The 19,682-nt window shown below is 26.8% G+C and carries 18 protein-coding genes and 1 tRNA gene; 9 read left to right on the top strand and 10 right to left on the bottom strand.

Annotated features, from left to right (window positions below):
* Positions 1-8: 8 nt before the first annotated feature.
* The 3 genes from BPAA_RS02645 to BPAA_RS02635 all read left to right on the top strand — a co-directional run bounded on the left by BPAA_RS02645 (position 9) and on the right by BPAA_RS02635 (position 1,421).
* Positions 9-512: a DUF1599 domain-containing protein gene (locus BPAA_RS02645; RefSeq protein WP_015430119.1), complete on the top strand. Its 504-nt coding sequence runs from the start codon at positions 9-11 to the stop codon at positions 510-512.
* A 50-nt stretch (positions 513-562) separates the two neighbouring features.
* On the top strand, positions 563-1,321 hold the full coding sequence (gene tpiA, locus BPAA_RS02640; RefSeq protein ID WP_015430118.1) for a triose-phosphate isomerase: 759 nt from the start codon (positions 563-565) through the stop codon (positions 1,319-1,321).
* Positions 1,322-1,346: 25 nt separating this feature from the next.
* Positions 1,347-1,421, top strand: a tRNA-Arg gene (locus tag BPAA_RS02635).
* Between the two features lie 9 nt (positions 1,422-1,430).
* On the opposite strand, the gene BPAA_RS02630 is transcribed toward BPAA_RS02635, so the two are convergent.
* From BPAA_RS02630 to ubiE, 5 genes are read right to left on the bottom strand one after another with little or no spacing between them, the layout of a single operon-like run.
* Complete coding sequence (locus tag BPAA_RS02630) at positions 1,431-2,294, bottom strand: sigma-70 family RNA polymerase sigma factor (RefSeq protein ID WP_041178723.1); 864 nt, start codon at positions 2,292-2,294, stop codon at positions 1,431-1,433.
* Positions 2,295-2,307: 13 nt separating this feature from the next.
* Entirely contained in the window at positions 2,308-4,452 is a 2,145-nt protein-coding gene (locus BPAA_RS02625; protein ID WP_015430116.1) for a polyribonucleotide nucleotidyltransferase, read from the bottom strand.
* Between the two features lie 46 nt (positions 4,453-4,498).
* Complete coding sequence (rpsO, locus tag BPAA_RS02620; RefSeq protein WP_015430115.1) at positions 4,499-4,762, bottom strand: 30S ribosomal protein S15; 264 nt, start codon at positions 4,760-4,762, stop codon at positions 4,499-4,501.
* 35 nt (positions 4,763-4,797) lie between these two features.
* Entirely contained in the window at positions 4,798-6,318 is a 1,521-nt protein-coding gene (locus BPAA_RS02615; protein ID WP_015430114.1) for a GH3 auxin-responsive promoter family protein, read from the bottom strand.
* A gap of 50 nt (positions 6,319-6,368) precedes the next feature.
* On the bottom strand, positions 6,369-7,094 hold the full coding sequence (gene ubiE, locus BPAA_RS02610) for a bifunctional demethylmenaquinone methyltransferase/2-methoxy-6-polyprenyl-1,4-benzoquinol methylase UbiE (protein ID WP_015430113.1): 726 nt from the start codon (positions 7,092-7,094) through the stop codon (positions 6,369-6,371).
* A gap of 106 nt (positions 7,095-7,200) precedes the next feature.
* Here ubiE and BPAA_RS02605 point away from each other — a divergent pair, with 106 nt between their 5' ends.
* The 6 genes from BPAA_RS02605 to BPAA_RS02580 all read left to right on the top strand — a co-directional run bounded on the left by BPAA_RS02605 (position 7,201) and on the right by BPAA_RS02580 (position 14,014).
* Positions 7,201-8,307: a 3-oxoacyl-ACP synthase III family protein gene (locus BPAA_RS02605; RefSeq protein WP_015430112.1), complete on the top strand. Its 1,107-nt coding sequence runs from the start codon at positions 7,201-7,203 to the stop codon at positions 8,305-8,307.
* Positions 8,308-8,309: 2 nt separating this feature from the next.
* Positions 8,310-8,564 carry a type B 50S ribosomal protein L31 gene (locus BPAA_RS02600; RefSeq protein ID WP_015430111.1) on the top strand — a complete coding sequence of 85 codons (255 nt, stop codon included), beginning with the start codon at positions 8,310-8,312 and terminating at the stop codon, positions 8,562-8,564.
* A 12-nt stretch (positions 8,565-8,576) separates the two neighbouring features.
* The gene (locus BPAA_RS02595; protein ID WP_015430110.1) at positions 8,577-9,761 is read left to right on the top strand and encodes a putative sugar nucleotidyl transferase; all 1,185 of its coding nucleotides are present in this window, start codon (positions 8,577-8,579) and stop codon (positions 9,759-9,761) included.
* A 94-nt stretch (positions 9,762-9,855) separates the two neighbouring features.
* Complete coding sequence (metE, locus tag BPAA_RS02590; RefSeq protein WP_015430109.1) at positions 9,856-12,150, top strand: 5-methyltetrahydropteroyltriglutamate--homocysteine S-methyltransferase; 2,295 nt, start codon at positions 9,856-9,858, stop codon at positions 12,148-12,150.
* 52 nt (positions 12,151-12,202) lie between these two features.
* A complete protein-coding gene (locus tag BPAA_RS02585; protein ID WP_015430108.1) occupies positions 12,203-12,643 on the top strand; it encodes a SufE family protein in 441 nt (146 codons plus the stop codon).
* A gap of 12 nt (positions 12,644-12,655) precedes the next feature.
* Entirely contained in the window at positions 12,656-14,014 is a 1,359-nt protein-coding gene (locus BPAA_RS02580; protein WP_015430107.1) for an aldehyde dehydrogenase family protein, read from the top strand.
* Here the strand turns inward: BPAA_RS02580 and rpoN are convergent.
* The 5 genes from rpoN to BPAA_RS02555 are packed head-to-tail and all read right to left on the bottom strand — an operon-like array spanning position 14,009 to position 19,640.
* Positions 14,009-15,469 carry an RNA polymerase factor sigma-54 gene (gene rpoN, locus BPAA_RS02575; protein ID WP_015430106.1) on the bottom strand — a complete coding sequence of 487 codons (1,461 nt, stop codon included), beginning with the start codon at positions 15,467-15,469 and terminating at the stop codon, positions 14,009-14,011. The genes BPAA_RS02580 and rpoN overlap by 6 nt on opposite strands.
* A gap of 7 nt (positions 15,470-15,476) precedes the next feature.
* Positions 15,477-16,895: an asparagine--tRNA ligase gene (gene asnS, locus BPAA_RS02570; protein WP_015430105.1), complete on the bottom strand. Its 1,419-nt coding sequence runs from the start codon at positions 16,893-16,895 to the stop codon at positions 15,477-15,479.
* A 1-nt stretch (position 16,896) separates the two neighbouring features.
* Complete coding sequence (locus BPAA_RS02565) at positions 16,897-17,451, bottom strand: ribosome-recycling factor (RefSeq protein ID WP_015430104.1); 555 nt, start codon at positions 17,449-17,451, stop codon at positions 16,897-16,899.
* A gap of 4 nt (positions 17,452-17,455) precedes the next feature.
* The gene (gene pyrH / locus BPAA_RS02560) at positions 17,456-18,172 is read right to left on the bottom strand and encodes a UMP kinase (protein ID WP_015430103.1); all 717 of its coding nucleotides are present in this window, start codon (positions 18,170-18,172) and stop codon (positions 17,456-17,458) included.
* 40 nt (positions 18,173-18,212) lie between these two features.
* Entirely contained in the window at positions 18,213-19,640 is a 1,428-nt protein-coding gene (locus tag BPAA_RS02555) for a Glu/Leu/Phe/Val family dehydrogenase (RefSeq protein ID WP_015430102.1), read from the bottom strand.
* Positions 19,641-19,682: the final 42 nt, after the last annotated feature.

The raw sequence follows: 19,682 nt of genomic DNA, 5'->3' as shown, positions 1-19,682 counted from the left end.
TAAATAACATGAATTTTTCATCTACTGATGACTTGATTATTCATAAATGTAGAAAACTTTTTTTAGAAAAATTAAAAGATTATGGAATTTCATGGGTTTTTTTTCATAATTATTCTATAATAGATCAAATTTTGATGAAAATAGTCCGTATAAAAAATATTCAATCAAAAGGATATCAAAAAATTAAAGAGGAAAAAATAACAGATACATATATAGATATTGTAAATTATTTAATAATCATATTAATAAAATTGGAAATTTATTCTACATCGCATTTTCATAAAAAAGTATCAAACAATGATGTGATTTTGATTTATAATAAAAAATTGAAGAAAATAAAAAATTATATAGATTGTATGGATAAAACTTTTATCCAATTTTCTATAAAGAATGTTTTGGAAAATATTTTATTCTTAAAAAAAAAGAAAGAAAAAATTTTATTCAAAGAATTAGAAAAATTCTGTTTTAAAATACTAGTCCAAATCATTTTTTTATTAAGACAAAATTTTTAATTTAGAAAATACAATTTTTTATATTTACATTTAAAAATATTTTCAAAAAAATGAGAAAAAAGGTTGTTATTGCAAACTGGAAAATGAATTATGACTTTCACGAAACGACTTCTTTTATTAGAAATTTTTTAAAAATTGTTTTTGAGAAAAAAATCAATCATAATAAAGAAATTATTATAGCTCCCTCTTTTCCTTTTTTACATATTTCAAATCAAATTTCACAAGGAACAACTTTAAATATTGCAGCTCAAAATATTCATCAAAAGGAGAAAGGGCCTTATACAGGAGAAGTATCAGCTTCTATGTTAAAATCGATAGGAGTCCAAAAAGTGATACTAGGACATAGTGAACGTAGAGAATTTTTCTTTGAAAAGAATAATGTTTTATTAAAAAAGATAAAAATAGCATTAAAATATGGTTTAAATATTATTTTTTGTGTGGGAGAATCCTATTTGGAAAGATCCAATGATCAACAATTTGAAATTATTAAAGATCAATTAAAAAAAACTGTTTTTGATTGTTCATCAGATGAAATAAAATCTTTTTATATAGCATATGAACCAATATGGGCTATTGGAACAGGAAAAACAGCTACATTTGAACAAGCTCAGACAATGCATGAATTTATTCGTTCTTTACTTTTAGAAAAATATGGAGAAAGGATCTCTAATCGAATACCTATTTTATATGGAGGAAGTATCAATGATTTTAACGCAAAAGATCTTTTTTATCAAAAGGATATAGATGGAGGACTTGTAGGTTCTTCATCTATGGAACTGAAAAAATTCTTGAAAATTGTTCAATCATGATTTAGTTAGTATATTTAGTTATATTGGCCTCGTAGCTTAATTTGGATAGAGCATCTGACTACGGATCAGAAGGTTATGGGTTCGAATCCCTTCGAGGTCGCATTTTTTTTTATCCTAAATAAGGTTTTAATATTTTACTTCTAGAAGAATGTTTGAGTCTTTTTAAAGCTATACTTTCAATTTGTCTGACTCGTTCTCTTGTTAAATCACAAGATTGACCTACTTCTTCTAAAGTCATGGGAGGGGATCCATTTAATCCAAAATGTAAAATAATTACACGACGTTCTCTTTCACTTAAAGTTTCTAAAATTCTTTTTATATCTTTACGTAAAGATTCTTTTTCCAAATGTTCATCTGGACGAGGAGATTCATCAGATCGAACTAAGTCATATAAATTTGAATCTTCTCCTTCTACCAATGGAGCATCCATTGAAACATGTCTTCCTGAGTTTTTTATAGACTCTTCAACATCTTTTTCATTCATATTTAAATATTCTGCTATTTCTCTCGCAGAAGGAGTTCTTTGCAATTCTTGTTCTAATTGAGCAAGAGTTTTTAGTATTTTGTTTAAAAGAGCTAATTTATTTGTAGGTTGTCTAATAGAACGTGATTGTTCAGCAATAGCTTGTAAAATTGCTTGTCTAATCCACCATACAACATAAGAAATACATTTAAAACCTCTTGTTTCATCAAAACGTAATATTCCTTTTATTAAACCTAAATTTCCTTCATTAATTAAATCACATAAACTTAATCCTTGATTTTGATATTGTTTAGCAACAGAAACAACAAAACGTAAATTTGCATTGATAAGTTTATCTATAGCAGTAGCATCCCCTTTTCTTGCTCTACGAGCGTATTCTACTTCTTCTTCTGGAGTTAATAATGGAATTTTCCCTATTTCATGAAGATATTTATCCAACGATTCAGATTCACGATTTGTGACTTGTTTAGTAATTTTAAGTTGTCTCATATTTTTTTTCTTTTTATTCATTTTTTTTTCCAGGACGGGGTAAAAGGACTTTTCTAGAGAGTTTCATTTTTTTATTTTTTTCATCTATTCCCATAAATTTAACGTCAATAATATCTCCCACATGAAACTCTTCTTCTATCTTATTCAATCTTTTCCATCCGATTTCCGAAATATGCAGCAACCCTTCAACTCCTTTAGATATTTCAACAAAAGCCCCAAAATCTTTTATAGATTTAACTTTTGCTTGATAAACTTTTCCTAATTCAGGAACAAAAGCAATTTGTTGAATCCTATTGATTGCTTTTTTTATTTTTTCATCATCTTTTCCTAAAATTTCAATGTATCCCAAATTTCCTTTTTCTTCAATTAAAATATTTGTATTGGTACATGATTGGATTTCTTGAATAACTTTTCCACCTGGACCTATAACTGAACCTATAAAATCTTTTGGAATATTAAGAGTATATATTTTGGGAGCATGAGGTTTCATTTTTTTCCTATATCTAGGCAAAGTTTCCAACATTTTTTTTAAAATAAAAATACGCCCTTCTAGAGCTTGTATTAAAATTTGATTCAAAAGATCGTATGTGACTCCTATCATGGTTTTTACATCCATTTGACAAGCTGTCATTCCACATTTAGTTCCTGTTATTTTGAAATCTAAATCTCCAAAATGATCTTCTTCTCCTATTATATCTGATATAATAACTTTTTTTTCATTTTCCATAAATAATCCCATAGCAATTCCGGAAACAGGATTTTCTATAGGAATTCCTGCATCCATTAATGCTAAACTAGCAGCACAAACTGTAGCCATAGAAGACGAACCATTTGATTCCAGGATATCCGAAACAACACGAATTGTATATGGATTATTGGGTATAATATTTTTTAATGCACGTTGAGCTAAATTTCCATGACCTACTTCACGTCGAGAAACTCCTCTTATAGAACGTATTTCTCCTGTAGAAAAAGGGGGAAAATTGTAATGTAAATAGAATTTTTCTTGATTTTCCATAATAACATTATCAATTTTGTTAGCATCTAAGGATGAACCTAATGTAACTGTAGTTAAAGATTGAGTTTCTCCTCTTGAAAATAAAGCAGAACCGTGTACTCCAGGTAAATAATTTACAAAACTAGATATTGAACGGATTTGTTTATTCGTTCTACCATCCAATCGGACTCCTTTTTTTAGAACTAAATTTCTAGTTATTTTTTTTTTAATTTCTTCAAAGAACTGATCAATAATCGCTTCTTTTTTCTCTATTTTTTCTTCTGTTAAAAAATTTTTTTTAAACTCGTTTAGTACAATTTTTTCTTGAATAGATCTAGTTTTTTTATTTATAAAGTTTTGATAAATTTTTTCAATTTTTTCATATGAAAATAAAAAAAGTTCTTTTTTTAATATTTTATTTTCTTGATACGAATTTATAGATCCTTGATCATCAAAGAAAAAAATCCGTTGTTTATTTGACAATTTATCGATTAAACGGATTTGAGCTTCTATTTGTGTTTTTATAGCTTTATGAGCTGTAATCACAGTTTCCAAAAATTCATTTTCTTTGATTTCCTTCATTTCTCCTTCTATCATAATAATAGAATGATTTGAAGCTCCGACTATTAAATCTATATCCGATTTTTTTAACTGATCTAAACTAGGATTAATAATGAATTTTCCATTTAAACGGATAATACGTATTTCTGATATAGGACCATTAAAAGGAATTCCTGCTACTGATAAAGCTGTTGAAGCCGCTAATCCAGCTAACCCATCTGGCAATACCGTTTTATCATATGAAAGTAACGAAATCATAACTTGTATTTCTTTTTTAAAAGAATCTGGAAATGTTGGTCTTAAAACACGATCAACTAATCTCATTGTTAAAATTTCTTCATCAGAAGGTCTTCCTTCTCTTTTTATAAACCCTCCAGGAATTTTTCCTCCAGCAGAATATTTTTCTCTATAATCTACTGTTAAAGGTAAAAAAGGGGACTCATTTTTTGTTTCTTTGGAAACGACTACAGTTGCCAAAAGCATCGTATTTTTTTCACGTACTATAACGGCTCCATCTGCTTGTTTTGCCAATCTTCCTGTTTCTATAATGATAGTACGCCCGTCTTTCATAGATATGGTTTCTTTTACTATATCTGGCATATTTTTATCTTTTCTAGATCTAGAACTATAGATAGAAATAGTTTATTTATTTTCTTAACCCTAAATGTTTAATGATATTTTTGTAATTATTGAGATCACGTTTTTCTATATATTTCAACAATTTTTTTCTTTTTCCCACCATTTTTACTAAAGCTCTTTCTGTGTTAAAATCCTTTTTATTATTTTTGAGATGATTGTTTAAATGATTGATACGATAAGTAAATAAAGCAACCTGAGCATTGGAAGAACCTGTATCGTAAACAGATGTTCCATAATTTTGAAATATTTCTTTTTTTTTTTCTACTGTCATAATAAAACTATAAAGTTAAAAATATTTTTTTGAAACTATTCTCTTTTTTTTTCCATTTTAAGAATGGAATCAATATATCTTCTATCATTGGATAAACGAGGGACTTTGTTTTGTCCCCCTAATTTTTTATGTTTTTTTAGCCAATCATAGAATAAACCATTTCTGGCTATAGATATAATAGGAGGGCCTAGAACGATATTTTTGTATCGTTTAATCTCGTAATCTGAATTCAGAGATTTTAATTCATCATCCAAAATATTTCTAAATTTACATAAGTTTATCGGTTGTTTTTCAAATTCTATAATCCATTCATGAGCTCCAGAATGTTTTTGATTCATATAGACGGGCCCTGCCGTATATTCATGAATAACGGAATTTGTTTTTATACAAGCATTATGTAATGCTTTTTCTGCATTTTCAACAATTAATTCTTCCCCAAAAGAATTTATATAATGAGTTGTTCTTCCTGAAATGGAAATTCTATAAGGAGATAAACTAGTAAACCTAACAGTATCTCCAACTATATATCTCCATAATCCTGCATTAGTAGAAATAACAAGCGCATAATTTTTGTTTAATTCTACTTTATCAATAGAAAATATTTTAGGATTTTCATTATTTATTTCTTCTGTGGGAATAAATTCGTAAAATATACCATGATTTAATAATAATAAAAGATCTTCAACATTTTTTTGATCTTGTATCGCAAAAAAACCTTCTGATGCACTGTATATATTATAAAAATTTATAGATTTATCAAATAATTTTTGATATTGATGAATATAAGGTTTTAAATTGACCCCTCCATGAAATATAACTTCTATATCAGGCCATATTTCGTTTATTTTTTTTTTGTCAAATTCTTTTAATAACTTTTTCAAAAAAATCAACAGCCAAGAACAAACACCTAATAAAATTCTAACGTCTTTATTTCCCGTTTCTTTGACTATGTTTTCTAATTTTTTTTCCCATTCACTCATTAAGGCTATTTTTTTTCTAGGAACACAAATATTTTCAACCCAAAAAGGCATATTTTTGATTAAGATAGAAGATAAATCACCATAAAATGTGTTATATTTTTTATGTAATTCATAACTTCCACCCAAACGAACAGCTTTTCCAAAAAAAATTTTTGTTTTGGGATGATTATGAATATATATGGATAACATATCTTTTCCTGCTTTATAATGACATGTATTCATAGACGATTTTGTAACAGGAATGTATTTGCTTTTTGTATTAGTAGTTCCAGAAGATCTGGCAAACCATTTTACTTCTCCTGGCCATAATATGTTTTTTTCTCCTTTACGAATCCTTCGAATAGAAGATTGTAAATCAGAATATTTACATATAGGAATTCTTTCAGAAAATTGATGATATTTTTTGATGTCACGAAATCCATATTTTTTTCCAAATTCTGTATTTTTTGCATATGAAACCATATGATTGATTAATCCATTTTGTATTTCTATTGGATAACGTATAAAAAATTCTATACTCTTAATTCTTTTTTTAAGAAAAGCAGATGTAAAATATCCAGATAAATACTTTATCATTATGAAAAAATATTTTAATTAATAATTAAAGGGTTTCAAATTTTTTTTATTTATTTTTTCTTGACTAAGTAAATGGAAACGATTCCAAAAGTTAGTGTTTGTATATGAATTGGATCAAATTTATGATATTTTAATAATTTATTCATTTTTTGGTTGTAATAGGGAAAAGAGAATATAGATTCTTTTAAATAATTATAAGCAAAATGATTTTTTGAAATAAAATTTCCGATTTTTTTTACAAGATGTAAATAAAAATAATAAATTTTTTTTATCCAATAATTGGAAGGGGTGGAAAATTCTAAAATCATTAAAATTCCTGAGGTTTTTAAAATTCTATATATTTCTTTCATAGAGGAATGAATGTATTGAAAGTTTCTTATTCCGAAAGCAATAGTTACTATATCAAAAGTATCATTTTGAAACGGAATATATTGCGAATATCCTTGAATAGTTTTAATTTTCTCTTCTAAAAAAATCTTTTTTATTTTTTTTTCTGCTATTTTCAGCATTTTCTCAGATGGATCTACCCCCGTAATAGAAGCATGTTTGAATTTATGAGCTAGTAATATAGCTAAATCTCCAGTACCAGTAGCTAAATCTAATATTTTAAGATTTTTTTTTTCACTAAATTTGTATACTAAATGAGTAGCTTTTCTTCTCCATATAAAATCTATTCCAAAAGATAGTATATGATTGATTAAATCGTATTTTTGAGCAATATGATCAAACATGTTGTTCAATTTTTTTTCTTTTAAAGAAGGATAAACTTTGTTCATTTCTTGGAATTTATTAAAAAATATGAAGACCAAATAATGGTTTTTGAATTTGTTTCAAGAATTTTATTTTTTTACTTTATTACTAAATTTTGATTTATTCTTTAAAATGATTCGATCAATCATTACAGGAACGGGGCATTATTTACCAAATAAGATTATAAAAAGAGATCATTTTATGAAACATAAATTTTATGATCAAAAAGGATTCAAAATTAAAAAATCTAATGAAGAAATCATTAATAAATTTCAAAAAATTACAGAAATAGAGGAAAGAAGATATATAAATGAAGGATTATTTAATTCTGATATTGCGACTATTGCGGCCGAAAAAGCCTTAAAAAATTCTAAAATTTGTAAAGAAAAAATAGATTATATCATATCGGCTCATAACTATGGAGATATTCATCCTATTTCTTATCAATCTGATTTTGTCCCTTCTATCTCTGCTAAAATCAAAAATAAACTTCAAATAAAAAACAAAAGATGTAGACCATATGATATGATTTTTGGTTGCACAGGTTGGATAGAAGGAATGATTTTAGCAGATCAACTTTTACGATCTAAATATGCTAAAAACATATTAATTACTAGTTCTGAAACCTTATCTCAAGTCATAGATCCACATGATAGAAATGCAATGATTTTTTCCGATGGTGCAGGAGCGGCTGTTTTATCTGCTATGGAATATTTAGAAGAAAACGAAAGATATGGAATTATCCATTATGATACTCAATGTGACAATAATGAAAAATTATATTATTTAACGAATGGGCCTTCTTTAAATCCTAATTATAAGAAATCTTTAGTTAATATTAGAATGAATGGAAGAAGAATTTATGAATATGCATTAACAGAAGTCCCAAACATGTTAAAAAATATGCTTGATCATGCTAATTTACATCTTCATGATATTCAGAAAATTCTTCTTCATCAAGCTAATGCTAAAATGGATTATGAAATTTTAAAAAGATTATTGAAATTGTATGATTATACATCCTTAAAAAAGGATTGTTTATCGAAAATGATGCCTATGACAATCCAAAAATTTGGAAATTCTTCTGTATCTACTGTTCCCACTTTATTGGATTTGATTCTTAAAGGAAAAATGCCTCCTCATGAAATAAAACCTGGAGATACAATTCTTATGGCTTCCTTAGGTGCTGGAATGAATATTAATGGAATGATTTACCGTTTTCCAAACAAAAAAAAATAAATATGAATAAAAAAATACATCCCAAAAACTATAGACCTGTTGTTTTTAAAGATATTAATAATGAAAAAATAATTATTTGTAAATCTACAGTAACAACAAAAGATTCTATCCACATAAATGGAAGTGATTATCCATTATATAAAATGGAAATATCCAGTTATTCACATCCATTTTTTACTGGAGAAAAAAGATTTTTAGGAAAAACAGGTCCAGCCGAAAAATTTAAGAAAAAGTATGAAAAATATAAAAAATTCTAGAAATAGATTCATATGAATTTTATATTATATGATGGTATAGAATGGGAAACATTATTTCCTATAACATTGACTAGACCTGTATCAGAAATTCGATTGGGTTTCTTTACGATAAAAGAAAGATGGGAAAAGTACATTGGAAAAGCAGCGTATGATATTATTACACAACCATTTCTTTCAAAAAAATATTCCAAAAAAGAATATTCATATTTTGAAAATATGTTGTTCATTAATTCTTCATTCCTTCCTAATGAAGAATTAATTCAAATTCTTTTTTCTTTAAAAGAAAACGAAACCATTTTTTTTAAAGAAAAAATGATTGCTATCAAAAAAAAATTTTTAGTCAAAAAAGACATTTTTTCTTTGTACAAAAAGTGTACAAAAACATTTTATGTAAAACAAATTATTCATATTCAGTATCCATGGGAGATATTTACAAATAATGAAACTATACTAAAAAAAGATTTTATATTTTTTACAAAAGGAAAACAATCATATTCTTTGTTGGGAAAGAATCATGTTCTTTGTAAGAATAAAATTTTTTTAGAAGAAGATATCAAAGCAAATAATGTTGTATTAAATGCTCAATTTGGTCCTATATATATTGAAAAAGGAGTTGAAATTATGGAAGGATCTGTCATCAGAGGTCCAGTATCAATTGGAAAAAACACTATATTGAATATAGGATCAAAAATATATGGAGGGACAACTATTTCCCCTTTTTGTAAAGTAGGAGGAGAAATTTTTAATTCTGTAATTTTTTCTTATTCTAATAAAGTTCATGATGGTTTTTTAGGAAATTCTATTTTGGGAGAGTGGTGTAATTTAGGAGCAGGGACCAATATTTCTAATTTAAGAAATGATTATAAAAAGGTGACAGTTTGGAATTATGAAAAAAAAGATTTTTTTCCTACCAATTTGCAATTTTTTGGTGTAATAATGGGGGATCATTCTAAATCAGCAATAAATACTCAATTTAATACAGCGACAATTGTAGGTGTTAGTGATAGTATTTTTGGATATGGATTTCCTCCTAGATATATTCCTTCTTTTTATTTGGGAGGAATTCAAAGTAAGAAAAGAATATCTTTCCATCAAGTTTGTGAAACTGCTGAAATTATGATGAACAGAAGAAATAGAAATTTTTCTGTTTTAGACAAAAAAATATTAAAATATTTATATCAATTATTGGATATTTAATTTAGTTGATTTTTTATTTATATCTATGTGTATATGGATATATATTACCAATATGAATGAAAGTAAAATTTAAATAATAAAAGTAAGTTATTTTATGCTGAAACATAATTTGGGTTATCCTCGTATAGGGATACAAAGAGAGTTAAAAAAAGCTTGTGAAGCTTATTGGTCAAAAAAAATTGATTCTAGTGCGTTGTTTGAAGTAGGAAAAAGGATAAGAGAAGAAAATTGGAAAATTCAAGAAGAATCTGATTTAGATTTGATTCCATGCAATGATTTCAGTTTTTATGATCATGTTCTAGATATGTCCTTATTATTAGGAGTGATTTCGGAATCTTATTTTTCTATTCCAATGATTCATAATAATATTGATCTATATTTTTCTATGGCTAGAGGTTTTCAAAAAAATGGATGGGATATCAAAGCGATGGAAATGACAAAATGGTTTAATACTAATTATCATTATATTGTTCCAGAATTTGATAAGAATCAAAAATTTTCTATTTTTTCGAATAAAATTTTTGATGAATTAGAGGAATCTAAAAATATATTAAAATCGATCAAAAAAATTAAACCAGTATTAATTGGACCTATATCTTATTTATTTTTAGGAAAAGAAAAAGAAAAATCCTTTCATAGAATGGATTTAGTCGAAAACCTTGTTCCCGTTTATATAAACATTATACAAAAATTAAAAGATGAAGGGGTTCATTGGATTCAATTAGATGAACCTATTTTAGTTTTAGATATGTCTGAAAAAGAAAAAAAAGTTTTTAAATATGCTTATGGGGAAATATCTAAATTTTGTTATGGAATCAATATTCTGTTAACTTCTTATTTTGATGGCATGTCAGAAAATATATCTCTTTTTCAAGAGATATCTGTTCAAGCTTTACATATAGATCTCGTGGAAGATCCAAGTCAGTTGGAAAAAATACTTTCTTTTTTTTCAAAAGAGTCCAAAATGATTTTATCTCTGGGACTGATTAATGGAAGGAATATATGGAAAAACAATTATGAAAATTCTATTCAAAAAATAGAAAAATCGATTAAATTGATAGGAGAAGATAGAATAATGATTGCTCCTAATTGTTCTCTTTTACATGTTCCTCTAGATATAGAATCTGAGAATTCCATTCATATAGATATCAAAAATAGAATGGCTTTTGCCAAACAAAAAATTGATGAATTAAATGATTTAGAAAAAATTATAAAAGGAAATAAAAATATTTTACTCAATAATTCTTCTTTATTAAAAAAGTCATCCTCTATTTTTTATGATAAAAAAATTCAAGAAAAAGCAACAAAGATAACAGAACAAGATATACAAAGAAATAATCATTTTCATATTAGACAAAAAAAGCAGAATAGAAAATTTCATCTTCCTTTGTTTCCTACTACTACTATAGGATCTTTTCCTCAGACGAAAGAAATACGTAGTTTTCGAAATAAATTTCGAAATAAAGAATTGAGTCAAGAAAAATATGATGAAAAAATTAAACATTTTATTGTAGATGTTATTAAAAAACAAGAAGAAATAGATTTAGATGTACTAGTTCATGGAGAATTTGAAAGAACTGATATGGTGGAATATTTTTCTGATAAATTAAAAGGAATACTTTCTACCGAAAATGGATGGGTTCAAAGTTATGGAAGCCGATGTGTTAAACCTCCTATTATTTATGGAGATGTTAGTCGTATTGGAGATATGACCGTTGAATGGATATGTTTTGCCCAATCTCAAACAAAAAAATTAATGAAAGGGATGCTGACTGGACCTGTGACAATTTTACAATGGTCTTTTGTAAGAGATGACCAACCTATTTCTCATACTGCTTATCAAATAGCTTGGGCTATACGAGAAGAAGTTTTGTCCTTAGAAAAATCTGGAATTCAAATTATTCAAATTGATGAACCTGCTCTTAGAGAAGGATTACCTTTGAAAAAAAAATATTGGAAGTCTTATTTTGATTGGTCTATTAAGGCTTTTCGTCTTTCTTCAAGTGGAGTCAAAGATGAAACCCAAATTCATACACATATGTGTTACAGTGAATTTAATGATATATTTGAACATATAGCAGATATGGATGCAGATGTCATTACGATGGAAAGTTCTAGATCTAAAATGGAATTGTTGGAAGCCTTTTCTGTTTTTTCTTATCCTAATGAAATAGGTCCAGGAGTATATGATATTCATTCTCCAAGAATTCCTACCGTAGAAGAAATATTAGACTTAATAGAAAAAGCTTCAAAAAAAATATCTATAAAAAATATTTGGGTAAATCCAGATTGTGGATTAAAAACAAGAAAATGGAAGGAAGTATTGATATCGCTTCATAATATGACAAAAGCAGCGAAAATGGCTAGATTAAAATTAATCAATCCATAATATTAAAAAAAAGAAAAGTGTATATTTTCATGGTTGATCTAAAAATTGAGGAATGACTTTGCGTCAAAAAGAAGAAATCATAAAAAAGGAATTTCAAATTCTTAAAGATTGGGAGGAAAAATATGAATATTTGATAGATTTAGGAAAAAAATTGTCTACAAAATCAACCAATTTTAGGTCTGAAGATAAATTAATTCATGGTTGTCAATCTAAAGTTTGGTTAAAGGCAAAATTGAATGGAACACGAATTTTTTTTGAAGCGGATAGTGATGCTTTATTACCTAGAGGAATGGCTGCTCTTATGATTCAAGTATATTCCGGTCTCTTTCCTTTTGAAATTATTTATTCTAATGCTAATTTTATTTATGAAATAGGATTTCAAACTTTTTTATCTCCTATTAGAGCTAATGGAATGCTTTTATTTTTGAAAAAAATAAAATTTTATGCCATAGCTTTGAATTCCAAAATTTCTGTTAGCTTGGGACGAAATTAAAAAAACAATGAAATGTTTCAAACCATTAATCCTGTAGATAATAATGTATTAAATACTTATTATTATTTATCTAATAAAAATATTAATCTTAAATTATCTGAAGCTAATAAGGCATATCAAAAATGGAAAAATTATTCCTTTGAATCTAAAATTCAATGTTTAATGAAATTTTGTTCTTGCATACAAAAAGCTAAAGATATTATAGCCTACTCCATTACTCAAGAAATGGGAAAACCTATTACTCAATCTTATACTGAAGTAAACAAAAGCATTAATTTATGTAAACATTATTGTGAATTAAAAGAATCTATTTTTTTAGAAAAAATTGATACTGAATATCATAATTCTTATGTAAAATTTGAATCTATCGGTTCTATATTAGGAATTATGCCATGGAATTATCCCATATGGCAAACGATTAGATCTACTATTCCCAATTTATTATTAGGAAATGTTATCCTTATCAAACCAGCTATTAATACAACAGGATGTTCTCTTATTTTAGAAAAGATATTTTTAGAATCCGATTTTCCTAAAGGAATTTTTCAGGTTTTATTAATAGATCTGAATCAAATAGAATCGGTGATAGCTCATCCTACAATACAAGGAGTCACTTTTACAGGAAGTACTTTAGCGGGTAGTGTAATAGGATCATTATCGGGAAAATATATTAAAAAATCTATTTTAGAATTAGGAGGAAATGATGCTTTTGTAGTTTTAAAAGATGTAAAAAATATAGAAAAAATAGCAAAAATAGCTACAGAATCTAGATTAAATAACACAGGACAAACATGTATTTCTGCAAAAAGATTTATTGTAGATAAAATTATCATGAATGATTTTATAGATGCAGTAATACAAGAAATGAAAACATATCGTAGAGGAAATTTATACGATGAGTCCACTAAAATAGGTTATATTTCTCGTCATGATTTATCTGAAAAATTATATCAACAATATAAGAATATTATTCTAAATGGAGGAGAAATCTGTTTAGAAATTACTAAAGATGGTAATTTTTGTTCTCCTTCTCTATTAAAGGTAGAAAATGAAAACTGTGTAGTAAAGAAAGAAGAAATATTTGGTCCAATAGGAATTATTTCTTCTTTTTATAAAGAAGAAATAATTCCTGACATTGTCAATAATACACCATATGGACTTGGAGCCTCTATTTGGACAAAAGATTTAGAAAAAGCGGAAAAAATATCAAGAAAAATAGATACGGGGATGATTTTCATTAATGAAGTAGTAAAATCAGATCCACGTTTTCCTTTTGGAGGAGTGAAACAATCCGGATATGGTAGAGAATTATCACCATTATCTATAAAAGAATTTTCTAATTGGAAAACTGTAATGATAAAAGAATTATAAATCTTTTCGCATTCTTGCAACAGGAAAATGCATTTGATCTCTATATTTTGCGATAGTTCTTCTGGCTACCAAATAACCTTTTTTTCTAAGTATTTTGGATAATTTTTCATCAGTGAAAGGTTTTTTTTTATTTTCTTTATCTATGAATTCTTTTAAAAGTTTTTTGATTTCAATAGAGGAAATTTCTTTTCCTTCTTGATTCATCATTTTTTCAGAAAAAAAACTTTTGATTAAAAAAGTTCCATATGGGGTATTAACATATTTACTATTAGCTACACGAGAAACAGTAGAAATTCCTACTCCAATTTTTTGAGAAATATTTTTTAAAATCATAGGTTTTATTTTAACGGGATCTCCCGTTAAAAAATATTCTTTTTGATAATCCATAATAGCATTCATTGTTAGCATAAGTGTATTTTTACGTTGTTTAATTGCATCTACAAACCATTTTGCTGAATTTATTTTTTTTTTTAAAAATACAATGGTTCCTTCATTTTCCTTTATATTTTTTTCTGATTGATAAGATTTCAACATATCTAAATATAAAGAGGATATTTTCAATTTTGGTATGTTTTTTTGATTTAAAGTCAGTTCTAATTTTTCATCTGAAACAGAAATATTAAAATCCGGAATAATATGATTCAAATTTTTAGTATTATCAGAATAAATTTTTCCTGGTTTAGGATTTAATTTTCTTATTTGATCAAGAATTTTTCGTAAACTTTTTTTTGTTATTCCCAACTTGTTTTGCAATTTTTGATAATGTTTTTTTATAAAAAATTCAAAATGATCTTGTATAATTTTTTTTGATAAAATAACTTCTTGATTAATTTTTTTTTTCTCTAATTGAATGAGTAAACATTCTTGTAGATTTCTGGATCCTACACCTATAGGATCTAATTTTTGAATGTAATTTACAAGCAATTTTTCTACTTTTTCTGTAGATACAGATTTTCCAAGTATTAAAAAAATGTCATCCGCTATAGATGTAATTTTTCTTCTAATATAACCATCATCATCTATGTTTCCTAATATAAAATCAGCAATTAATAAATCTTTTTCATTTAAACGAAATGTATGTAATTGATTTTTTAAATATTCTTGAAAAGAAATTCCAGATATAATTGGAATGTGTTTTTTCATACTATAATTTTTTTGGTTATTGATTTGGAAATCTTCTATTTCGTCATCACTGAAATATTCATCTATGATATTATCTAAAGATTGATTTTTTTGATCTTCTGTTACATCTATCTTGTTTTCTTCTTCTAATACCTCTGAATATTCTTCTAAATCTGAACAATTTTCCTCTTCCAAAGCTGGATTTTCTTCTAATTCTTGTTGAACTCTTTGTTCAAAATCTAAAGTAGATAATTGAACTAATTTCATTAACCTAATTTGTTGTGGAGAAAGTTTATGTTGCCCTTTTTGCAATAACTGTTGTTTTATTAACATGTTTTATTTAAAATTCTGCATTGTTTGGAGTTCTTGGAAATGGGATTACATCACGAATGTTATTCATTCCTGTGATAAATTGAACCAAACGATCAAAACCTAAACCAAATCCACTATGAGGAACAGAACCAAAACGACGTGTATCTAAATACCACCAAAGTTTATTGATATCAATATTTGTATCTTTCATCCGTTGTAATAACATATCATAACGTTCTTCTCTTTGAGAGCCTCCAATAATTTCTCCTATTTCAGGAAATAAGACATCCATAGCTCTAACAGTTTTACCATCATTATTCATACGCATATAAAAGGCTTTAATACTACAAGGATAATCAAATATAATAACAGGAATTTTTTTAAAATATTTATCAACTAAATATTGTTCATGTTCAGATTGTAAATCCATTCCCCACATGATCGGATGTGAAAATTTTATATTTTTTTTCTTTTCTTCTTGATCAAGAATTTTGATAGTTTCTGTATAACTAATTTTCTTAAATGGAAATTTTAAGATCAGTTCTAATTTTTCTAAAAGGTAGTTCTTTTTCTTTTTTTTCCATTTTTCCAAACATTGATTTAAAAAGATTAAATCTTCCATATTATTCTCAACAATATATTTAATAATAAACTTGAGAAATTTTTCTGCTAGATTTATGTTCTCTTCAAGATGATAAAAGGCAATTTCCGGTTCAATCATCCAAAATTCAGATAAATGTCGTGAAGTATTGGAATTTTCAGCCCGAAATACAGGACCAAAAGTGTACACTTTTCCTAATCCTAAAGAAGCGGTTTCCGCTTCTAATTGTCCGGATACACTGAGATAAGTTTTACATTTAAAAAAATCTTTTGCATAATCTATTAGTTGATTTTTTTTGAAATCCATAGTTGTAATTTGAAACATCTTTCCGGTTCCTTCACAATTTGAAGTCGTAATAATTGGAGTATGAAGATAGAAAAACCCATGTTCATGAAAATACTTGTGTATACAAAAAGCTATATGATGACGAATTCGCATAATGCAACTAAAAATATTTGTTTGAAAACGTAAATGAGCTTGTTCACGAAGTTTTTCAAAACTATGCCTTTTAGGTTGTAAAATAGATTTTTGAAGAATTTTTGGATTTACTAATTCATATATGGTTATATCCAAAGATTGGAGTTCGATATATTGTTTTTTTCCAATACTTTTTTTTACTATACCTATAACTCTAATTGAACTTCCAATTGTTATTTTTTTCATGATTATTTTATCCAATTTATTGGTGGATAAAATAATTTGTAGATTTTGAATGGTCGATCCATCATTCAAAGTGATAAAAATAGAATAACGAAAAGAACGGATCCATCCTTCAACTAATACTTTTTTATTTAGTAAAAATTTTCCTTGATTTAATAATTCTTTAACTGAATATTTTTTTATCATTTTATATTCTCAATATTTCTTTTTCTTTATGAAGAAAGAAATTTTCTATTTTTTGTATATATTCATTTGTCATTTTCTGTATACGAATTTCCCCTGTTTTAGAAACATCTTCTGATATTTTTAATTTTCTTATATATTGGTTATTTTTACTTCGAATTTTTCTCACAAGAACTTTTGCATGTTCTGTTTGTATTTTTATTTTTTTCATCAAATTTTTTCTACTTTCTTCTGTAATGATAGGTAAATGTATATGAATCGAATCTCCTTTATTAGTTGGCATAAAACCTAAATTAGCATTAATAATCGCCTTATCTATATCTGAAATAATAGAGCGATCCCAAGGATGAATAGAAATATTCATATTATCTATAATAGAAATGTTGGCGACTTCTATAAGTGGAAAAAAGGTTCCATAACATTTTATTTTTATTTTACCTAAAAAAGAAGAGACAGATTTACTGCCTAATCGAACACGATGAATTTCTTTTTTCAGTTTTTCCAGAATTTCTTCCATATCTCTTTTACAAGAGGAAAAAATGTCGTTTAACTCATCCATAATTTTATTTTTTTTTAGAAACCATAGTTCCTATTTTTTCTCCTGAAATTACTTTTTTAAAATTTCCTCTTTTATTGATATCAAAAATAATAATTGGTAGATCATTTTCATTTCCTAAAATAAAGGCAGTTTGATCCATGACTTTGATTCCCATTTGATATGCCATATCAAAAGATATATTTTTAAGTTTTTTAGCATATTTATTTTTTTCTGGATCTGTTGTGTAAATTCCATCCACTTTAGTTCCTTTTAATAATACATCAGCTTTGATTTCAATAGCACGCAAAACAGCGGCTGTATCTGTAGTGAAATAAGGATTTCCTAACCCTGCGACAAATATGACAACTTTTCCTCTTTCAAGATGATGTATGGCTCTATCTATACCAAAAGGTTCTGCAATTTCATCCATTCTGATAGCTGTTTGAATACAAGTACATATTCCTACATTTTCTAAATATGATTGAAAGGCTATACCGTTAATAACGGTAGCTAACATTCCCATATAATCTCCTTCTATACGATTTATAGTTTTTTCCTTTATTCTAGGAAATCCTCTAAATATATTCCCACCTCCAATAACTATAGCCACTTGGGCCCCCATATCTACTACTTTTTTTACTTCTTCAGCATATTGTTGAAAACGAGTAGAATGAAGTCCAAATTTGTTCTCTCCCATAAGAGCTTCTCCACTTAATTTCAATAATGATCTTTTGTATTTCATGAAAAATGTATTTTTTCTGTTTTTTTCAGAATCAAAGATATTATGGAAAAATACCTAGTTTTTCATAAGAATCTATAATTTTATTGATAGATAGGACAAATGCTGCAGTACGCATGTTTTCTATTTTTAATGATTTTTTTAGATCACAAATTTTGTGAAAACCATTGATCATGGTATCTTCTAATCCGCTACGGACCAAATCTATTTCTCTTGGTCCTCTTAAAATCATTTTTTTTTCTTCTATTGAAATTTTTTTTTTGCAAACTGTTTCTATAACTTGTAAAAATTCTGCATTTACATTTTCTCTAAATTTTTTTTCCATACGTCCATAACGTACATGACTTAAATTTTTTAGCCATTCAAAATAAGAAACAGTAACACCACCTGCATTTAAATAAATATCAGGAACAATAATCACTCCTTTTTTATCCAATATTTCATCAGCTTCAGGAGTAATCGGTCCATTTGCCGCTTCTCCAATTATTTTAGCCTTAATACGATTTGCATTATTTTTATGGATCACATTTTCTAATGCTGCTGGAATTAAAATATCGCATTCTAATTCTAAAGCCTTTTCCGTTTTTTCTATATTTTTTGCTTCTGGAAAATTTAATATGGATCCATTGTTTTTTAAATGTAAAAAAACTTTGGAAACATTTAATCCTTTTTCGTTATAAATCGCTCCCTCTCTTTCTGCCAAAGCGATTATAATAGCCCCAGACTCATGAAAAAAACTGGCAGCATGATATCCAACATTTCCTAATCCTTGTATAATAATTCTTTTTCCAACTAATCCTACATCAAGACCAACAGAATCCATATCTTCTTTTACATGGCACAACTCTCTTACCCCATAAAAAACGCCCAACCCTGTTGCTTCTTTTCTTCCTCTGACTCCTCCTTGAGAAACGGGTTTTCCTGTAACACAAGCTAATGCATCTACGTCTCCAGAACGAAGAGATAGAAAAGTATCAAAAATCCAACTCATCTCTCTTTCTCCAGTTCCATAATCAGGAGCGGGGACATCTATTCCTGGACCGATGAAATTTTTTTTAATCAATTCAGAGGTATAACGGCGTGTTATTTTTTCTATGTTTTCTGATGATATAGTTTGTGGGTCTATTTTTATACCACCTTTAGCTCCTCCAAAAGGGACATCAACTATGGCACATTTGTAGGTCATTAAAGCGGCTAAAGTCATAATTTCATCTTGATTAACTTTCATACTATATCGAATCCCTCCTTTACAAGGAAGTTTATGATGGGAGTGTTGAACTCTATATGCTTCTACCACTTTGATTTCTTTTCCTATTTTAACGGGAAAATGCATCCGATATACAGAATTACAAGCTTTAATTTGTTCTAAAAGACCTTTTTCAATAGAAATAAATCGTGCAGCTTTATCAAAATTTTTTTCTATACAATTAAAAAAACTATATGAACCAGTTTTATTTTGGTTTTTTGACATAAAACAAAGTTTTTATCTATAGAATGAAAAAAAATATAAAAG

Origin of the sequence: Blattabacterium cuenoti BPAA, assembly GCF_000348805.1 — a bacterium.
GTDB classification, from domain to species: domain Bacteria; phylum Bacteroidota; class Bacteroidia; order Flavobacteriales; family Blattabacteriaceae; genus Blattabacterium; species Blattabacterium cuenoti_B.
This window is presented reverse-complemented; position numbering and strand designations above follow the sequence as displayed.

Coding starts and splice junctions, on each gene's coding strand:
- BPAA_RS02645 (WP_015430119.1), top strand. CDS start 9: ATGAATTTTTCATCTACTGATGACTTGATTATTCATAAATGTAGAAAA.
- tpiA (WP_015430118.1), top strand. CDS start 563: ATGAGAAAAAAGGTTGTTATTGCAAACTGGAAAATGAATTATGACTTT.
- BPAA_RS02630 (WP_041178723.1), bottom strand. CDS start 2,294: ATGAGACAACTTAAAATTACTAAACAAGTCACAAATCGTGAATCTGAA.
- BPAA_RS02625 (WP_015430116.1), bottom strand. CDS start 4,452: ATGCCAGATATAGTAAAAGAAACCATATCTATGAAAGACGGGCGTACT.
- rpsO (WP_015430115.1), bottom strand. CDS start 4,762: ATGACAGTAGAAAAAAAAAAAGAAATATTTCAAAATTATGGAACATCT.
- BPAA_RS02615 (WP_015430114.1), bottom strand. CDS start 6,318: ATGATAAAGTATTTATCTGGATATTTTACATCTGCTTTTCTTAAAAAA.
- ubiE (WP_015430113.1), bottom strand. CDS start 7,094: ATGAACAAAGTTTATCCTTCTTTAAAAGAAAAAAAATTGAACAACATG.
- BPAA_RS02605 (WP_015430112.1), top strand. CDS start 7,201: ATGATTCGATCAATCATTACAGGAACGGGGCATTATTTACCAAATAAG.
- BPAA_RS02600 (WP_015430111.1), top strand. CDS start 8,310: ATGAATAAAAAAATACATCCCAAAAACTATAGACCTGTTGTTTTTAAA.
- BPAA_RS02595 (WP_015430110.1), top strand. CDS start 8,577: ATGAATTTTATATTATATGATGGTATAGAATGGGAAACATTATTTCCT.
- metE (WP_015430109.1), top strand. CDS start 9,856: ATGCTGAAACATAATTTGGGTTATCCTCGTATAGGGATACAAAGAGAG.
- BPAA_RS02585 (WP_015430108.1), top strand. CDS start 12,203: ATGACTTTGCGTCAAAAAGAAGAAATCATAAAAAAGGAATTTCAAATT.
- BPAA_RS02580 (WP_015430107.1), top strand. CDS start 12,656: ATGTTTCAAACCATTAATCCTGTAGATAATAATGTATTAAATACTTAT.
- rpoN (WP_015430106.1), bottom strand. CDS start 15,469: ATGTTAATAAAACAACAGTTATTGCAAAAAGGGCAACATAAACTTTCT.
- asnS (WP_015430105.1), bottom strand. CDS start 16,895: ATGATAAAAAAATATTCAGTTAAAGAATTATTAAATCAAGGAAAATTT.
- BPAA_RS02565 (WP_015430104.1), bottom strand. CDS start 17,451: ATGGATGAGTTAAACGACATTTTTTCCTCTTGTAAAAGAGATATGGAA.
- pyrH (WP_015430103.1), bottom strand. CDS start 18,172: ATGAAATACAAAAGATCATTATTGAAATTAAGTGGAGAAGCTCTTATG.
- BPAA_RS02555 (WP_015430102.1), bottom strand. CDS start 19,640: ATGTCAAAAAACCAAAATAAAACTGGTTCATATAGTTTTTTTAATTGT.